Here is an 18,023-nt window from a genome sequence, read left to right on the forward strand (position 1 = left end):
CTGCGCCATGAGCTATCAAGTTCTCGCCCGCAAGTGGCGGCCGAAATCCTTTGCGACGCTGGTCGGCCAGGAGCATGTCGTGCGCGCGCTCAGCCATGCCTTGGCGACCGGCCGGCTGCACCACGCCTGGCTGTTCACCGGCACCCGCGGCGTCGGCAAGACCACGATCTCGCGCATCCTCGCCAAGGCGCTGAACTGCGAGACCGGCGTCACGGCCGAGCCCTGCAACCAGTGCGCCGCCTGCCAGGCGATCGACGCCGACCGCTTCCCCGACTATGTCGAGATGGACGCTGCATCGAACCGCGGCGTGGAGGACATGGCCGCGCTGCTCGACAAGGCCGTCTATGCGCCAGTGCAGGGGCGTTACAAGGTCTACATGATCGACGAAGTGCACATGCTCACCGGGCATGCGTTCAACGCGATGCTGAAGACCCTCGAGGAGCCGCCCGAGCACGTCAAGTTCATCCTCGCGACCACCGATCCGCAGAAGATTCCGGTCACGGTGCTGTCGCGCTGCCTGCAGTTCAACCTCAAGCAGATGCCGCCGGGCCACATCGTCGAGCACCTGTCGCGCATCCTCGAGGCCGAGGCCGTCCCGTTCGAGGCCCCGGCGCTGCGTCACCTCGCCAAGGCCGCCAACGGCTCGATGCGCGACGCCCTGTCGCTGCTCGACCAGGCGATCGCGCACGGCACCGGCAAGGTCGAGGAAGAGCAGGTCACTCACATGCTCGGCACGGTCGGCGACGACCACCTGTATGCCGTGCTCGACGCGCTCGCCGCCGGCGACGTCACGGCGCTGCTTGCCGTCGCCGATCGCATGGAAGCGCGCAGCCTCTCGTTCGACGCCGCGCTGCAGGCCCTCGCGTCCATCCTGCACCGTGTCGCCCTCGCGCAGTTCGCCCCCGCGGCGATCGCCGACGAGGCCGAGCGCCAGCGCCTGCAGCCCTATACCGAGGCCTTCGACGCGGAGTTCCTCCAGCTCGCATACCAGATCGCGATCCACGGTCGCGACGAGCTGCCGCTCGCACCCGACGACTATGCCGGCTTCACGATGACGCTGCTGCGCCTGCACGCCTTCCGCCCCGACCAGCCGGCGGCCCTCGGCAGCGCCGCGGCCGAAGGCGGGGGAGGGGGTGTCGCGCGCAGCCTGCCGCCCGCGCCGCCGCGGCCCGCGGCAGCCGCGCGACCCGCTTCCGCGAACGCCGGCGCCCCGTCCATGCAGGCCGCCCCGTCGGCTGCCGCGACTCCGGCGCCATCCGTTGCGCCTGCGTCGTCCCCTGTGTCCGCGGCCGTGTCGGTGCCGCCAGCCCCGGCACTGGTGGCCGAATCCGCGCCGCGCCAGGCACCGGTCTTGAAAAGCGCCCCGGCGGAAAGTCGTCCCGAGCCCTCCAACTCGGTGCCTCCCTGGGAGGATCTCCCGCCGGAAGCCTTCGTCGGCCAGAGCGCCGAGCTAGCGGTCCTTCGAACTGAACCGCCGGCCGAAGCAGCTCCGCCCCCGGTTGAAACGCCGCCTGCGGCGGCTGCGCAGCCGGAGAAGGCCGCGCAGCCCGCTCCGCAGCCCGAAGCCCCCCCCGTGTCGCCGGCATCTGCGGTCGCGGCGGCGGTGCCTGTGCCCGTCGACGGCGACGCCGCGGGGGACTTCGCGGCCGGCAACTGGCACGGGCTCATCCGCCGTCTCGGCCTCGGGGGGCTCGTGCGCGAGTTCGCCCAGCATTGCGAGTGGCTGGGCCTCGTCGACGGCGTGATTGACCTGCGCCTGTCTAACGCCCACCGCCACCTCCTCGACATGAATCCGGGCGTGGTGGAGCGTATCCAGGACCAGCTCGTCTCCCTTTACGGGGCGCCGCTCAAGCTGCGCGCCACGGTCGGCGCGATCGCCGGCGAGACGCCGGCGCAGCGCGACGAGGCCGACCGGCGTGCGCGCCACGCCGAGGCCGTGGCGGCGCTCGAAAGCGATCCTTTCGTACGCGAACTGATCGAACGATTCGACGCAACCCTCGTGGAAGCGTCGGTAAAACCTCTTTGAATCCCTAATTGCGGAGAATCGCACCATGATGAAAGGCGGAATCGCCGGCCTGATGAAGCAGGCCCAGCAGATGCAGGAAAACATGAAGAAGATGCAGGACCAGCTCGCCCTCGTCGAAGTCGAGGGGCAGGCGGGGGCCGGCATGGTGAAGATCCTCATGACCTGCAAGCATGACGTCCGTCGCGTCACGATCGATCCCTCGGTCATGGACGACAAGGAAATGCTGGAGGATCTCGTCGCCGCGGCGATGAACGACGCGGTTCGCCGCGCCGAGGCCACCACGCAGGAGAAGATGGCGGGCTTCACGTCCGGTCTCAACCTGCCGCCCGGGATGAAGCTCCCGTTCTAATGAGCTCCCCCTCGAGTCTCGACGAACTGATCGAAGCCCTGCGCGCGCTGCCCAGCGTCGGCCCCAAGTCGGCGCAGCGCATGGCCTACCACCTGTTGCAGCGGGACCAACGCGGCGCCGGCCGGCTCGCGCGGGCGCTCGCGCACGCCCTCGAAGTGCTGCGTCACTGCGAGCGCTGCAACACCTTCTCCGAGACCGACGTCTGCCAGCGCTGCGCCAACCCGCAGCGCGACCACTCGCTGCTGTGCGTCGTCGAGATGCCGGCCGACCTTGCAATGATGGAGCAGACCCAGCTCTACAACGGCCTGTACTACGTCCTGATGGGGCGCCTGTCGCCGCTGGACGGTATCGGGCCGCGCGAGCTGCGCCTCGACAAGCTCCTCGCGCGTGCCGCGGACGGCGACGTGAAGGAAGTGATCCTCGCGACCAACTTCACCAACGAAGGCGAAGCCACCGCGCACGTCATCGCCGAGTTGCTTGCGGCACGCGGCGTGAAGGTGAGCCGCCTGTCGCGCGGCGTGCCTGTCGGCGGCGAGCTCGAGCACACCGATACGGGCACGATTGCGCAAGCCCTGGTCGAGCGTCGCGCGCTCTGACAAAGAGGTTTGCTGCGCTGCGAAAGCTGCGCTGCAGCAATCGGTTTCCATCGAATCCGCGCTGTCATGCGGGGGTGCGTCCGGAGTCGATGTCAATGGCATGGATTCGGCATGCCCTCTTTTTATGTATCAGGCTTTTTGCTAAAATCCCGCAGTTTTTTTGTATCCGGAAACGGGTTTCTTTTCAGGGATGAGGTCATGAGCGTGGATCAGAAGATGGACAGTGGCCGCCGGCAACTGCTTGTCGCGACGTCGGCCGCCGGTGGCGTGGCTGCGGTGGCGACGGCTGTGCCGTTCGTCGCCAGTCTGACGCCGTCGGAGCGTGCGAAGGCTGCGGGTGCGCCGGTCGAGGCGGATATCAGCAAGCTGGCGCCGGGCGAGATGATGACGGTTGAGTGGCGTGGCAAGCCGGTATGGATCCTGCGCCGGACCCCGGAAATGCTGGCTTCGCTCGACAAGACCGATGCCGCCGTCAGCGATCCGGAATCCGCCAAGGAGATGCAGCCGGAGTACGCTAAGAACAAGAGCCGCTCGATCAAGCCCGAATACCTCGTCACCGTCGGCATCTGCACCCACCTCGGCTGCTCGCCCAGCGACAAGTTCAAGGTCGGCGCCGACAGCGGCATGGGCGACGACTGGCACGGCGGCTTCCTGTGTCCCTGTCACGGTTCGAAATTCGATCTTTCCGGTCGCGTGTACAAGAGCATGCCGGCGCCGGACAACCTCGAAGTGCCGCCGCACAAGTACCTTTCCGATACCACGATCCTCATCGGTGACGACTCCAAGGCCTAAGCGATGACCACAAAATCACAACAACTGCTCAACTGGGTCGATGAGCGTTTCCCGCTGACGTCGACCTGGAAGGCGCACCTGTCCGAGTACTACGCGCCGAAGAACTTCAATTTCTGGTACTTCTTCGGTTCGCTGGCGCTGCTGGTGCTGGTGATCCAGATCCTGACCGGCATCTTCCTGGTCATGCACTACAAGCCGGACGCCTCGCTCAACGCCTCGGGCATCCCCGTCGCGTTCGCCAGCGTCGAGTACATCATGCGCGAAGTCCCCGGTGGCTGGCTGATCCGCTACCTGCACTCGACCGGTGCCTCGGCCTTCTTCATCGTCGTCTACCTGCACATGTTCCGCGGCCTGCTCTACGGTTCCTACCGCAAGCCGCGCGAGCTGATCTGGATCTTCGGCACGCTGATCTTCCTCGCGCTGATGGCTGAAGCCTTCATGGGCTATCTGCTGCCGTGGGGTCAGATGTCCTTCTGGGGCGCGCAGGTCATCGTGAACCTGTTCTCGGCGATCCCGGTCATCGGTCCCGACCTGTCCGTCGTCATTCGCGGCGACTTCGTCGTCTCCGACGCCACGCTGAACCGCTTCTTCTCCTTCCACGTCATCGCCGTGCCGCTGGTGCTGATCGGCCTCGTCGTCGCGCACATCGTCGCGCTGCACGAAGTCGGCTCGAACAACCCCGACGGTGTCGAGATCAAGAAGAAGAAGGACGCGAACGGCATTCCGCTCGACGGCATCCCCTTCCATCCGTACTACACGGTGAAGGACATCGTCGGCGTGGTCGGCTTCCTGATCTTCTTCTCGGCGATCGTGTTCTTCGCCCCCGAAGGCGGCGGCTACTTCCTCGAGTACAACAACTTCATCCCGGCCGACCCGCTGAAGACCCCGCCGCACATCGCTCCGGTGTGGTACTTCACCCCCTTCTACTCGATCCTGCGCGCGGTGACCTACCCGCTGTTCGGCATCGACGCAAAGTTCTGGGGCGTGGTCGCGATGGGCGCCGCAGTCGTCATCATCGCCTTCCTGCCGTGGCTCGACCGTAGCCCGGTGAAGTCGATCCGCTACAAGGGCGGCCTCTTCAAGGGCATCCTCGCGGTCTTCATCGTTTCCTTCTTCATCCTCGGCTACCTCGGCGTTCTGCCGCCGACCCCGGGTCGTACCTTGGTGGCGCAGATCTGCTCGGTGATCTATTTCGCCTTCTTCCTGGCGATGCCCTGGTACAGCAAAATCGACAAGTGCCAACCCGAACCGGATAGGGTGACTTTCAAATGACAATCAACGTGATCAAGACCCTGAAGCGCCTTGCCGCTGCGGCGCTGTTCGCGCCGACGCTGGCGCTGGCCGCCGGTGCGGTGCTGCACCTCGACAAGGCCCCGGTGAGCAAGGATCCGGCCGCCCTGCAGGCGGGTGCGAAGACCTTCGTCAACTACTGCATGAACTGCCACAGCGCGAGCTTCGTCCGCTACAACACGCTGACGCAGATCGGCCTGACCGAGCAGGAAATCCGCGACAACCTGATGTTCACGGGTGAGCGCGTGGGCGACCTGATGAAGATCTCGGCCAGCCCGAAGGAGCAGAAGGCGTGGTTCGGTGCGACCCCGCCGGACCTGACCCTGATCGCGCGCCAGCGCGCCTCGGAGTTCGGCAGCGGCGCCGACTGGCTGTACACCTACCTGCGCCAGTTCTACCGCGACCCGAACCGTCCGACGGGCTGGAACAACAAGGTGTTCGAGAACGTCGGCATGCCGCATGTGCTGTGGGAACTGCAGGGCGAGCAGATCGCCAAGGTGACCGAGCATGACGGTGCGAAGTCGATCGAGCTCGAACTCGCCAAGCCCGGCAAGCTGTCGGCGCAGGAATACGACAAGACCGTCGCCGATCTCGTCTCCTTCCTCGTGTGGATGGGCGAGCCCGTCGCCGAGAAGCGCAAGACCATCGGCGTTGTCGTGCTGATCTTCCTGGCCGGCCTGTTCGCGCTCAGCTTCGCGCTGAAGAAGAACTACTGGAAGGACATTCATTGAACGTCCGCGCGAACTGATTCGGCGCCTTGAAGTCTGACGCACCACGCGAGCCTCGCGTGGTGCGCTTTGTTTTTGTATCGGGAGCTGTAACACCATGATGAACCTCTATTCCGGCACCACCGATCCGTTCAGCCATCGCTGCCGGATCGTGCTGTTCGAGAAGGGGATGGACTTCGAAGTCATCGACGTCGATCTCTACAACAAACCGGAAGATATTGCTGTCATCAATCCGTACAACCGCGTGCCGGTTCTGGTCGATCGCGACCTCATCCTGTACGAGTCGAACATCATCAACGAGTACATCGACGAGCGCTTCCCGCATCCGCAGCTGATGCCGCCCGACCCGATCATGCGTGCCCGTGCGCGGCAGCTGCTGCACACCTTCGAGCACGAGCTGTTCTCGCACATCGAGGCGCTCGAGAAGAACCAGAAAGGCACGGTCGAGAAGAGCCGGGCGCACGTTCGGGACCAGCTCGTCCAGCTCGCACCCATCTTCACGAAGCAGAAGTTCATGCTCGGCGACGAATTCTCGATGCTCGACGTCGCGATCGCGCCGCTGCTGTGGCGCCTCGAGCACTACGGCATCGAGCTGCCGAAGGCCGCCGCCAACCTTCAGAAGTACGCCGAGCGCATCTTCAGCCGCCAGGGCTTCATCGACGCCCTGACGCCGTCCGAAAAGGTAATGCGTCGTTGACGCGCAGGTGGCCCCGCCAGCCGGGGCCCCACGGATCCCATCCATGAGCAAGGTATCGACCAAACCCTACCTGGTGCGCGCCATCTACGACTGGTGCCTGGACCAGGGCTTCACGCCCTACATCGCGGTTGCCGTCGACGAGCGCACGGTCGTTCCGCCCGGCTATGCACGTGACGGCCAGATCGTGCTCAACCTCGCGCCGGACGCGACCAACCATCTGGTGATGGGCAACGACCTGATCACCTTCCAGGCCCGTTTCGGCGGCGTCGCGCATGCCTTGTCCCTGCCCGTGGCCAATGTCCTGGCCATCTACGCCCGCGAGAACGGGCATGGCATGGCGTTCGAGCAGGAGATCGCCGGTGGCGAGGCTCAGTCGGACGAGGAGGTGAGGGAGGAGGCCGATTCCGGTGCGGGTGACGGCGATGGGCCGGATACGCCGTCGGCGGCGGGCCGCAGCGCCGGTCGCAATCACCTCAAGGTCATCAAGTAGCAGGCAGCGGGACGGCCGTCCGGCCGACCCGTCCCGATGCGCGGCGACGGGCGCTCAGCGGCGCCCGTCGAGGAAGGGAAAATGCTCGACCGGCGGGCGCTGGCCGCGGATGAGATCGGTGATCGCGCTCGCCGATCCGCAGGCAAGCGTCCAGCCCAGCGTGCCGTGGCCGGTGTTGTACCACAGACGGGAGATGCGGCTGCGTCCGATCAGCGGGATGTTGCCCGGGGTCGCCGGACGCAGGCCGGTCCAGCGCTCCGCCCGGTCGAGGTCCACTGCGCCGGGAAAGCGCGCCTCGATCCAGTCCAGGATCGCCTGGCAGCGTGCTGCGTTGATGGTGGTGTCGAAGCCGTTGAGCTCCGCGGTGCCCGCCACGCGCAGGCGTTCGCCGAGGCGCGAGCAGACGATGCGGCGCGATTCGTCGGTGAGGCTGACGCTGGGTGCGCGCGCGGCATCGACGATGGGGGCGGTGATCGAATAGCCCTTCACCGGGTAGATCGGCAGCGTCTCGCCCAGCGGGGCGACGAGCGCGCGGCCGTAGCTTCCCAGGCAGACCACGTAGGCGTCGGCGGTCAGCGCGCCCGCGCGGCCCTGCGCATCCCGCACTTCGACCGCCTCGATGGCACCGATCGAGCGTGACAGGCCGGTGATCGTCGTGTCGTAGTGGAAACGCACGCCCGCTTCGGCGGCGAGCTGCGCCAGCCCCTGGGTGAAGCGACAGGCGTCGCCGGATTCGTCGTCGGGGGCGTACAGGCCACCGGCGAGCTGGGTACGCACGGCGCCGAGGGCCGGTTCGAGCGCCACGCACTCATCGGACTCGCAGGCGCGTGCGGCAATGCCGTAGGCGGCCAGCTCGGTGACCCGTCCGCGCGCGTGCGCGAACTCCGCCGGCGTGAAGAACAGGTGCAGGATGCCGCGCTCGAGGTGGTCGTAGGCAAGGCCCGTCTCGGCCCGCAGCTGCCGCAGTTTCTGCCCGCTATGCACGGCCAGGCTGGCGATCGCGGCCGTGTTGCGGCGGGTGCGCCCGGGCAGGCATTCGCGCAGGAAGGACATGGCCCAGCGCCATTGCGCGCTGTCGGCATGGGGGCGGAACAGCAGCGGAGCGTCCTCGCGCCCGAGCCAGCGCAGTGCGGTGAGCGGTGCGCCGGGGTTGGCCCAGGGTTCCGGGTGGCTGATGGAGACCTGGCCGCCGTTGGCGCGGCTGGTTTCGAGTGCCGCTGCGGGCTCGCGATCGACGACGCTGACTTCGAATCCGGCCCTGGCGAGAAACCAGGCCGTCGTGACGCCGGTGACGCCGGCGCCGAGAACCAGAACGTGCATAGTGAGTGATCGGGTCTTGCGGTCGCCGGAAGGGGCGTCGCCGCCACTGCGCGGGGAAGCCCGCGGAGTGACGATCATAACCTCTTCGAGCGTTGCGGGTGCGCGGATCTTGATGCGTTCTGCCACGGTACGCGGGATAATCCGCTTTTTTCAGTTTGCGCCACTATCTGCATCCGGCCCGGCCGGATCCACAAGGAGTCATTTCATGCGACGCGTCACGCTAACCCAGTTTCTGATCGAGCAGCAGCGCGCGGGCCGGACCACGCCCGAGCTGCGCCTGCTGATCGAGGTCGTCGCCCGTGCCGTGAAGGCGATCAGCGTCAATGTGTCGAAGGGTGCGCTTGCCGGCGTGCTCGGCGAGGCGGGCACGGACAACGTGCAGGGCGAGGCCCAGAAGAAGCTGGACGTGATCGCAAACGAGATCCTGCTGCAGGCGAACGAGTGGGGCGGTCATCTGGCGGCGATGGCCTCGGAGGAGGTGGAGGAGGTGCACCAGATTCCCTTCGATTATCCGAAGGGCGGTTTCCTGCTGCTGTTCGATCCGCTCGACGGTTCGTCGAACATCGACGTGAACATCTCGGTCGGCACGATCTTCTCGGTGCTGCGCAACCCTGAGGGCGTGGGCGAGCCGACCGAGCAGAACTTCCTGCAACCGGGCCGTGAGCAGGTTGCCGCGGGCTATGCGCTGTACGGGCCGTCGACGCAGCTGATCCTGACCGTGGGTAACGGCGTGCATGGTTTCACGCTGGACCGCGAGATGGGCAGTTTCATCTACACCCACCCGTTCATGACGGTGCCGGAGGAGACGCAGGAGTTCGCGATCAACGCCTCGAACGCGCGTTACTGGGAGCCGCCGGTGCAGCGCTACATCGCGGAGCTGCAGGCGGGCAAGACCGGCCCGCGCGGCAAGGACTTCAACATGCGCTGGGTGGCGTCCATGGTCGCGGACGTGCACCGCATCCTGACGCGTGGCGGCATTTTCATGTATCCGCTGGACGAGAAGTGCCGCGACAAGGGTGGCAAGCTGCGCCTGATGTACGAGGCGAATCCGATGGCGATGATCATCGAGCAGGCGGGCGGCGCGGCGACGACGGGCCGCGAGCGCATCATGGACGTGCAGCCGACCAAGCTGCACCAGCGTGTGCCGGTGGTGCTGGGCTCGGCGGCTGAAGTCGAGCGCGTGACGCAGTATCACTTGGAAGCTTGAGGCTGAGAAGGCGCCCCCTCGGGGCGCCCGCCCGAGCGCGGTCCGGGTTCTGGCCCGGGCAGGCGCTCGTGGCCTTCGGCTTCCCGGAGCTGCGTGCATTGCGGGAGAGGCGACGCAAACTCGCCGGCTGCGCCGGCTCAGACATGCGTCGCCTTTTTTCTCCCGCAATGCACGCAGCTCCGGCACTCGCGGACAGCCCGGGCCAGAACCCGGACCGCACTCGGGCGGAAAGTCGTCCATCTCCCAGCCTACCAAGGCAGCTCGAACATCTCAGGGCTTCGATAAGCTCGACTCGATCGGTTTTTTGCGTTTAACCGATCACTTAACCCTTACGCAACGACATATCGCTCACATTTCAGGCGGTCCGGTGTCCTCTGCCGGGCTGTCCGTAAGCGCCGGTCCGATGCGGTCTGCGGGGGAAACGAGGCGACGCATGTTTGAGGGCGCAACGCGCCCGAGTTTGCGTCGCCGCCCCCGCAGACCGCATCGGACCGGGAAGCCGAAGGCCGCGAGCGCCTGCCCGGCAGAGGACACCGGACCGCGGGCTCGTTCAAGTAGGCACCGACCGGACGCTTGTTGATCGGGAACGACGCCCCTCACCCCGGCCGTCGCCCCTCGCCGGTCCGGATCTCTATCGTCTTCTCGTCCTTCACGACTTCCATGACGACGTAGGTGTGCGTCTGCTTGACGCACGGCAGCTCGGAGATCTTCTCGCCCAGCACGCTGCGGTAGGTCTGGATGTCGCGCGTGCGCACCGTCAGCAGGTAGTCGAAATCGCCCGCGATCATCTGGCAGGTCTGTATCTCGGGGATGCGCTGCACCGCCTCGTTGAAGAGCTTCAGTTCGTGTGCGGTCGTCCCGCTCAACAGCACCTGCACGATCACGACGTGCGAGCGGTCCATCGCGACCGGATCCAGGTCGGCGTGGTAGCCACGGATCACGCCGCTTTCCTCCAGCTTGCGCACCCGCTCGGCGCACGGCGTCTTGCTCAGGCCGACGCGGCGCGCGAGCTCGACGAATGACAGGCGGGCATCCTTCTGGAGTTCGGCGAGAATCTTGAGATCTATGCGGTCCATTCCCTTCGCTGCCAGTCTCTTCGTCTAAAAATGATGATTTCGTCAGGAATTATGACTTATTGGAAGCGAATTTCGGAGCCATAAACTACGATTCCGGGTGAAGAATCGGGTTTTCGACGGGCGGGTTCGCCCGTCCGGGCCGGCGGCTGGAGACCCCGCCGGGAATCCTTTGCGGAGTTTTCGCCCATGAGCACCCACAACAATCCTGACCTCCTCGCCGCCATCCCCGCCCAGCCGCGTTCCGAACTGCGCCGACGCATCTTCGACGCCTATCGCAGCCCCGAGCCGCAATGCGTGCCGCCGCTCGTCGACGCCGCCCGCGTTGACGCGACGCTGCAGCGGCGCATCCACGATCTCGCGCGCCAGCTCGTCGTCGGCCTGCGCTCGAAGCGCGCCCGTTCCAGTGGCGTCGATGCGCTGATGAAGGAGTTCTCGCTGTCGAGCCAGGAGGGGGTGGCGCTGATGTGCCTCGCCGAAGCGCTGCTGCGGGTGCCCGACAAGGCCACGGCGGACCGCCTGATCCGCGACAAGCTGTCGCGTGGCGACTGGCGTGCCCACCTCGGGCAGAGCCCCTCGCTGTTCGTGAATGCGGCAACCTGGGGTCTGCTGATCACCGGGCGGCTGGTCGCGACGCGCAGCGAGGAAGGGCTCGCGAGCGCACTCTCCAAGCTGTTGACGCGCGGCGGCGAGCCGCTGATCCGCAAGGGCATGGATCTCGCGATGCGGCTGCTGGGCGAGCAGTTCGTGACCGGGCGCACGATCGAGGAGGCCCTCGAGCGCGGCGCCGAACGCGAGACGCGCGGCTACCGCTATTCCTTCGACATGCTCGGTGAGGCGGCGATGACCGCGGCCGATGCCGAACGCTATTACAAGGACTACGAGCACGCGATCCACGCGATCGGAAACTCCTCGGCGAAGCGCGGCGTGGTCCAGGGCAACGGCATCTCGGTGAAGCTCTCGGCGCTGCATCCGCGCTACAACTGGGCGCAACGCGACCGTGTGCTCGGCGAGCTGCTGCCGAAACTCAAGCAACTGTGCGTACTGGCGCGCGGCTACGACATCGGTCTCAACATCGACGCCGAAGAGGCCGACCGCCTCGACATTTCCCTCGATCTCCTCGAAGCACTGGTCGAGGACCCGGATCTCGGCGGCTGGGACGGCATCGGCTTCGTCGTGCAGGCCTACCAGAAGCGCGCTCCCTTCGCGATCGACTGGATCGTCGATCTCGCCCGCCGCAACGCGCGGCGCCTGATGGTGCGCCTAGTGAAGGGCGCCTACTGGGACGCCGAGATCAAGCGTGCGCAGATCGACGGCCTGGAGGGCTATCCCGTCTATACGCGCAAGGTGTACTCGGACGTGTCCTATCTTGCGTGCGCGAAGCAGCTGCTGGCCGCGCGCGACGTGATCTACCCGCAGTTCGCCACCCACAACGCGCACTCGATGGCTTCGGTCATGCACATGGCCGAAGGCGACTACCGCGACGGCGACTACGAGTTCCAGTGCCTGCACGGCATGGGCGAGCCCCTGTACGACCAGATCGTCGGCGATCCGGCGCTGCGCCGCATGGTGCGCATCTATGCGCCGGTGGGCAGCCACGAGACCCTGCTCGCCTACCTGGTCCGTCGCCTGCTTGAGAATGGCGCCAACACCAGCTTCGTGAACCTGATCGTGGACGAGAACGTGCCGGTCGAGGAGCTCGTGCGCGACCCGGTGGCGCTGGCCGAGCCGCTCGCCGGTTCGCCGCATCCGCGCATTCCGCTGCCCAAGGACCTGTACGGACAGGGGCGGCGCAATTCGCAGGGCTTCGACCTGTCGAGCGAACCGGTGCGTTCCTCCATCGCCGCCGCGCTGGCGCACAGCCGCAGGCAGCGTCACTCGGCCGGGCCGCTGGTGGCCGGTGTGGTGATCCAGGGTTCGCCGCAGCCGGTGCGCAATCCGGCCGACCTGGAGGATGTGGTCGGGGAGGTCATCGAGGCGGACCTGGCCGAGGTCGAGGCGGCGCTGCGCGCCGCCGAGGCGGCCGCCCACGACTGGGCGGCGCGCCTGCCGGTGCAGCGGGCCGAGTGTCTCGAACGCACCGCGGACCTGCTCGAACGCGACGGGCCGGCACTGATCGCGCTCGCGGTGCGCGAGGCGGGCAAGTCGTGGTCGAACGCCATCGCCGAGCTGCGCGAGGCGGTGGATTTCTGCCGCTACTACGCACAGCAGGCGCGTGAGCTCGACAATGCCCAGCACCTGCCGCTCGGGCCGGTGCTGTGCATCAGCCCGTGGAACTTCCCGCTGGCGATCTTCGCCGGGCAGGTCGCCGCGGCGCTGGTGGCGGGCAACCCGGTGCTGGCGAAGCCGGCGGAGCAGACGCCGCTGATCGCCGCCTGGGCGGTGCGCCTGTTCCGCGAGGCGGGGGTGCCGGACGCGGTCGTGCAGCTGCTGCCCGGCCGCGGCGAGGTCGTCGGCGCTGCGCTGGTGCGCGATGCGCGCGTGCGCGGCGTGATGTTCACCGGCTCGACCGAGGTCGCGATGATCATCAACCGCACGCTCGCCGAGCGCGGCGGCGATGTGCCGCTGATCGCCGAGACCGGCGGCCAGAACGCGATGATCGTCGATTCGACGGCGCTGCCCGAGCAGGTCGTCGGCGACGTGATCGCGTCGAGCTTCGATTCGGCCGGCCAGCGCTGCTCGGCGCTGCGCGTGCTGTGCCTGCAGGAGGACATCGCGGACCGCGTGATCGAGATGATCGAAGGGGCGGTGCGCGAGCTGACGGTGGGCAACACCGCCGACGTGCGTGCGGACATCGGTCCGGTGATCGACGCCGAGGCGCAGGCCGGGCTGCTCGCGCACATCGAGGCGATGCGCAAGGCCGGCGCGAGGGTGTTCCAGCTGCCCGTGCCCGCGGACTGCGCGAAGGGGACCTACGTGCCGCCGACGATGATCGAGATCCGCTCGCTGTCGCAGCTGCAGCGCGAGGTCTTCGGCCCCGTGCTGCACGTGCTGCGCTTCCCGGCGCAGGAGCTGATGCGCGTCGTGGACGAGGTGAACGCCACCGGCTACGGCCTGACGCTGGGCATCCATTCGCGCATCGACGAGACCATCAACGACGTCGTCGCGCGCGCCCATGTCGGCAACATCTACGTCAATCGCAACATGATCGGCGCGGTCGTCGGCGTGCAGCCCTTCGGCGGCGAGGGACGCTCGGGCACCGGACCGAAAGCGGGCGGCCCGCTGTACCTGCACCGCCTGCTGCGCCGCAGCCCGGGCGCGGAATTCCCGACGGCGAGCGCGGTGCCGGAACGTTTCGAACGCTTTGCCGCGTGGGTCGACGAGGCCGGGCGCGCGCTCGTGGAGGGCGACGACACCATGGCGCTGCGCCTGCGCGCGGAAGCCTACCGCAGTCATCACCTCGCCAACTTGCGGCTCGCTCTCCCCGGGCCGACCGGCGAGGACAACAGCCTGAGCTTTCGGCCGCGCGGCACCGTTGCGGCGGTTGCGGCTTCCATGGCGGGCTACTTCCACCAGCTGATGGCGGCGCTCGCGACCGGCAACGGCCTCGTGCTGGGCGACGACGCGCTCGCGCGCCGGTTCGTCGCCGCGCTGCCGGCGGAGATCGGACAATGCGTGCGCGTCGACGCGAAATGGTTCGACGGCGAATTCGGGGCGCTGCTGTGCGACGGCGACGAGGGCTCTGCGGACGAATGGCGCGTGCGTCTCGCGCGCCGCGACGGGCCGATCCTGCCGCTGGTGCGTCCGTTGCCCGAGTACGACCTCGGCCGGCTGGTGGCCGAGCGCACGCTCAGCATCAACACCGCGGCGGCCGGTGGCAATGCGAGCCTGATGGCAATGGGCAACTGAGGGGGAACTGAGGGCAACGCAAGGTAACGGCCCGCAACGGCGCTCGCCGGCACGCCCGGGGCGTGGCCATGGCCGGTACAATCCGGCCATGACCGTCCGTCGTGTCCGAGCGTCCGGCGCGCGCGTGCTTGCCGCGCTGTGCCTTGCCGTGCTGCCGCCCCTCGCCGCGGCGCAGCAGCCGCTGCGCGTGCAGCTCGCGGCGCCCGAGAGCGTGCGTCCGCTGCTCGAGCGGCACCTGCGCATCCTTCGCAGCGACCAGACCCTACCCGCCGAGCGTGCCGATCGCGTGGCGCTCGCCCGCCGGGCGCGGCGCGAAGCAACCGAGCTGCTTGCGACCGAGGGCTATTTCTCACCCGAGGTGAAGCTGGAGCGCGAGGACGAGGGCGACTGGAAGCTCACCGTCGTGCCCGGCACACCGGCGAAGGTCGTCGCGGTCGACGTGCAGTTCGAGGGGGCGCTGGCGGGCGAGGGGGAGGCGCTCGTGGCGCGGCGCGCGCAGCTGCGCAATGCCTGGGCGCTCGCCGCCGGGCAGGTGTTTCGCCAGTCGGCCTGGGACGACGCCAAGCGGCGCCTGCTCGATGACGTCTCCTCGCGCGACTACGCGGCGGCGCGGATCGCCGACAGCCGCGCGGAGGTCGATCCGGATGCGGCGACCGTGCGCCTGGCGGTGACGGTCGATTCCGGGCCACCTTTCTTCCTCGGCCCCATCGAGGTGTCGGGTCTGAAGCATCTCCCGCCCGATCTGGTCGCGCGCTTCAGCCGGCTGCAAGCCGGCCGCCCCTTCAACCAGGACGAGCTGCTGGCGCTGCAGGGGACGCTGCAGAACGTCCCGCAGTTCGCATCCGTGGTGGTCGACATCGAGCGCGACCCCGCGCTTGCCGCAGCAGTGCCGGTGCGCGTGCAGGTCTCCGAGGCGCGTTCGCGCCAGCTCGGCTTCGGCGCCGGCTATTCGAGCAATACCGGCTTTCGTGGCGAGATCAGCTGGCGCGACGTAAACCTCTTCGGTCGCGGCTGGGAGCTTGCCAGCGCGCTGCGCCTGGAGCAGCTGCGCCAGTCGCTGTTTGCCGACGTGTTCCTGCCGCCGGCGCCGGAGGGCCATCGCGACAGCGTCGGCGCGGCGGCCGAGCGCAGTACCGTGGAGGGGCTCACGCTGACCACCCAGGCGGTGGGTGTGGCGCGCACGAACACCCGCGCGCTGGCCGGCGGCACCATGGACACGCGGGTCGCGTTGCGCCTGCAGCAGGAGGAGCGCAAGCTCGACGGCGGCGATACGACCCGGCGGAAGGCGCTGACGCTGAACTGGGCGTGGACACGGCGCATGGTCGATGATGCGCTCGATCCGCGCCGCGGCGACGTGCTGCAGTTCGAGATCGGCGGCGGTTCGCGTGCCCTGCTGTCGGATCAGAACTTCGTGCGCCTGTACGGCCGTTATGTGCGCTACGTGCCGGTGGCCGCGCGCGACGTGCTGATCCTGCGTGCGGAGGGCGGCGCGACGCTGGCCAAGAGCCGCGACGGCGTGCCGCAGGATTTCCTCTTCCGCACCGGCGGCACGCAGACGGTGCGCGGCTATACCTACCAGAGCCTCGGCGTGCAGGAGGCGGACGCGATCGTCGGCGGGCGCTACCTCGCGGCAGCGAGCGCCGAGTACGTGCACTGGTTCCGGCCGCAATGGGGTGTGGCGGCCTTCGTCGATGCGGGCGATGCGGCGGATGATCGCGACATCTTCGAGCTGAAGAAGGGCTACGGCGTCGGTGCGCGCTGGAAGAGTCCGGCCGGCCCGCTCGCGCTCGACCTCGCCTGGGGGCAGGCCGAGCAGCGTCTGCGCCTGCACTTCGGCATCGCGATTGCGTTCTGACGGCGGACGCTGCGCGGCCTCACTCCCCGTTGCGCGCCTTCACCCAGGGTGTGAAATCCGACGCCGGCATCGCGCGGGCGTACAGGAAACCCTGCGCGAGGTCGCAGCCCATGCGCTGGAGTTCGTCGGCGGTCGATTGGTCCTCGACCCCTTCGGCCACCACGCGCATCCCGAAACCGTGCGCGAGCGCCTGCACCGTCGCGACGATCGCGTGGTCGCGGCTCGAGTTAAGCATGTCGCGCACGAAGAGCTGGTCGATCTTGAGCTCGCTGACCGGCAGGTCGCGCATGTAGGCGAAGGAGGAAAACCCCGTCCCGAAGTCGTCCAGCGACACGCCGCAGCCGAGCGCACGCAGTCCCTGGATCACGCGCGCGGCGCTGTCGCGGTCCGAGATGAGTGCGCCCTCGGTCACCTCGAGGACCAGGTTGGGCGCGGGCACGCGCCAGGTTGCCAGGGCCTGGGCGACCAGGTGGGGTAGATCCTCGTCGTGCAGGTCTTCGGCGACGAGGTTGAGCGCCACGGGGATGTCGATGCCCTGCGCATCGAGTTCCGACAGGATGCGCACCGTCTGGCCGAGGATCCAGCGCGACAGGTCGGGCATCAGCCCCAGGCGGCAGGCGATGTCGATGATCTTCGGCGGGGATACCCATTCGCCGTCCTCGCGCTGCCAGCGCAGCAGCGCCTCGGCGCCCGCGCAGCGGCCGGTGGCGAGATGGATCTGCGGCTGCAGCCAGACCTGGAACGGCGGATGCGCGATGGTGCGCGCGATGTCGCGCTCGAGGTCGAGCTCGTGTTCCATGCGCGCGATCATGTCGGCGTGGAAGCACACGACCGGCATGTCGGCGCGGATCGCGCGCAGCAGTGCGGCGCGGGCGGCGTGCTCCAGATCGTGGGCCGTATCGCCGTCTTCGGGGGCGCATGCGGTGCCCGCATGGATCGCGCCGCGCAGATGCGGGATGCCGTGTTCGGGCGAGCGCTCGCAGATCTCGATCAGCTTGCGCGCGGCCAGCTGCACCTGGCCGGTGCTGCGCAGCTCGGGCATGATCAGCGCCCATTCCTGGTCCGCGATCGAGCACAGCATGTCGACCGGGCGCAGCGCGCTGCTCATCGCATCGCTGAGCTGCCTGCGCAGCCGGTCGCGTTGGGCACTGAGCTGTTGCGGGCTTCCCGCGCCCCAGGTGACGTGCAGCAGCAGCAGCCCGACCGGTTTCCGCTCCGCCTGATTCATCCAGCGCTCGAGCGTGTGCACGAACTGCGTGCGCGTGGGCAGGCCGGTGAGCAGGTCGACGCCCTCGCCGGCCGCCAGGCGCTGGTCCACGCGTGCCAGCGCGGCCGTCGCCAGCGTTGCGTGCACCGCCTGCGCGAGCTTCGCGGCGGCGACGATGATGTCGCAGTCCGCACTCCCCGGGGGCTTGCCGTCGACACGCAGCGAGGCGCGTACCGCTTCGATCAGGCAGGCGCAGGCGGTGGCCGGCAGGGTCGGCGGGCTGCCGTGCTGCTGACAGTCGAGCCAGGTCGCGGTGAGCGCGTCGAGCCATTCGTGCGTACCCCACTGCGGCCGGTCCAGGAGTCGCGCATACAGCACGGTATCGGCGGGCGCAGGCGGATGGACGTTGCTGTGCGCGAGGCTCGCGGCAAACGCGGTGTCGAGCGCGCCGGCAGGGACGGTGAGCGCGAACGCCCGCAGGGCCGCTGCATCGGCCGCGGAATAGGCCACCGCCGTGAGTGCATCGGCGGCTCGGCTCTGGGGG

The 18,023-nt window shown here is 68.1% G+C and carries 14 protein-coding genes; 11 read left to right on the top strand and 3 right to left on the bottom strand.

All coding sequences use genetic code 11. The annotated features are described in order from the left end of the window. Positions 1-7 precede the first annotated feature (7 nt). The 8 genes from dnaX to GO615_RS07300 all read left to right on the top strand — a co-directional run bounded on the left by dnaX (position 8) and on the right by GO615_RS07300 (position 6,968). Positions 8-2,026 (top strand): DNA polymerase III subunit gamma/tau, encoded by a 2,019-nt coding sequence (gene dnaX, locus GO615_RS07265; RefSeq protein ID WP_169126456.1) that lies wholly within the window; start codon positions 8-10, stop codon positions 2,024-2,026. 25 nt (positions 2,027-2,051) lie between these two features. Beyond that, the gene (locus GO615_RS07270; RefSeq protein ID WP_050414651.1) at positions 2,052-2,375 is read left to right on the top strand and encodes a YbaB/EbfC family nucleoid-associated protein; all 324 of its coding nucleotides are present in this window, start codon (positions 2,052-2,054) and stop codon (positions 2,373-2,375) included. Then, entirely contained in the window at positions 2,375-2,971 is a 597-nt protein-coding gene (gene recR, locus GO615_RS07275; RefSeq protein WP_169126457.1) for a recombination mediator RecR, read from the top strand. Before GO615_RS07270 ends, recR begins: the two co-directional genes overlap by 1 nt. 198 nt (positions 2,972-3,169) lie before the next feature. Then, a complete protein-coding gene (gene petA / locus GO615_RS07280) occupies positions 3,170-3,763 on the top strand; it encodes a ubiquinol-cytochrome c reductase iron-sulfur subunit (RefSeq protein ID WP_169126458.1) in 594 nt (197 codons plus the stop codon). Between the two features lie 3 nt (positions 3,764-3,766). After that, positions 3,767-5,035 carry a cytochrome b gene (locus GO615_RS07285; RefSeq protein ID WP_169126459.1) on the top strand — a complete coding sequence of 423 codons (1,269 nt, stop codon included), beginning with the start codon at positions 3,767-3,769 and terminating at the stop codon, positions 5,033-5,035. Continuing rightward, positions 5,032-5,784 (top strand): cytochrome c1, encoded by a 753-nt coding sequence (locus GO615_RS07290; protein WP_169126460.1) that lies wholly within the window; start codon positions 5,032-5,034, stop codon positions 5,782-5,784. Before GO615_RS07285 ends, GO615_RS07290 begins: the two co-directional genes overlap by 4 nt. Positions 5,785-5,878: 94 nt before the next feature. Further along, entirely contained in the window at positions 5,879-6,478 is a 600-nt protein-coding gene (locus GO615_RS07295; protein WP_169126461.1) for a glutathione S-transferase N-terminal domain-containing protein, read from the top strand. A 43-nt stretch (positions 6,479-6,521) separates the two neighbouring features. Continuing rightward, complete coding sequence (locus GO615_RS07300; protein ID WP_169126462.1) at positions 6,522-6,968, top strand: ClpXP protease specificity-enhancing factor; 447 nt, start codon at positions 6,522-6,524, stop codon at positions 6,966-6,968. Positions 6,969-7,022: 54 nt separating this feature from the next. On the opposite strand, the gene GO615_RS07305 is transcribed toward GO615_RS07300, so the two are convergent. Then, complete coding sequence (locus GO615_RS07305; RefSeq protein WP_169126463.1) at positions 7,023-8,288, bottom strand: D-amino acid dehydrogenase; 1,266 nt, start codon at positions 8,286-8,288, stop codon at positions 7,023-7,025. A 205-nt stretch (positions 8,289-8,493) separates the two neighbouring features. On the opposite strand from GO615_RS07305, the gene GO615_RS07310 reads away from it, so the two are divergent. Continuing rightward, positions 8,494-9,495, top strand: a complete 1,002-nt coding sequence (locus GO615_RS07310) for a class 1 fructose-bisphosphatase (protein WP_169126464.1) — start codon at positions 8,494-8,496, stop codon at positions 9,493-9,495. Between the two features lie 596 nt (positions 9,496-10,091). Here the strand turns inward: GO615_RS07310 and GO615_RS07315 are convergent. Further along, positions 10,092-10,571 (bottom strand): Lrp/AsnC ligand binding domain-containing protein, encoded by a 480-nt coding sequence (locus GO615_RS07315; protein WP_169126466.1) that lies wholly within the window; start codon positions 10,569-10,571, stop codon positions 10,092-10,094. A gap of 186 nt (positions 10,572-10,757) precedes the next feature. On the opposite strand from GO615_RS07315, the gene putA reads away from it, so the two are divergent. Both putA and GO615_RS07325 read left to right on the top strand, forming a co-directional pair. Beyond that, the gene (putA, locus tag GO615_RS07320) at positions 10,758-14,417 is read left to right on the top strand and encodes a trifunctional transcriptional regulator/proline dehydrogenase/L-glutamate gamma-semialdehyde dehydrogenase (protein ID WP_169126468.1); all 3,660 of its coding nucleotides are present in this window, start codon (positions 10,758-10,760) and stop codon (positions 14,415-14,417) included. Between the two features lie 88 nt (positions 14,418-14,505). Further along, entirely contained in the window at positions 14,506-16,272 is a 1,767-nt protein-coding gene (locus GO615_RS07325) for an autotransporter assembly complex protein TamA (RefSeq protein WP_169126470.1), read from the top strand. 19 nt (positions 16,273-16,291) lie between these two features. Here the strand turns inward: GO615_RS07325 and GO615_RS07330 are convergent, their stop codons facing one another. Further along, the gene (locus GO615_RS07330) at positions 16,292-17,989 is read right to left on the bottom strand and encodes an EAL domain-containing protein (RefSeq protein WP_169126472.1); all 1,698 of its coding nucleotides are present in this window, start codon (positions 17,987-17,989) and stop codon (positions 16,292-16,294) included. Positions 17,990-18,023 lie beyond the last annotated feature (34 nt).

The organism is Aromatoleum evansii (assembly GCF_012910805.1).
GTDB lineage: Bacteria > Pseudomonadota > Gammaproteobacteria > Burkholderiales > Rhodocyclaceae > Aromatoleum > Aromatoleum evansii.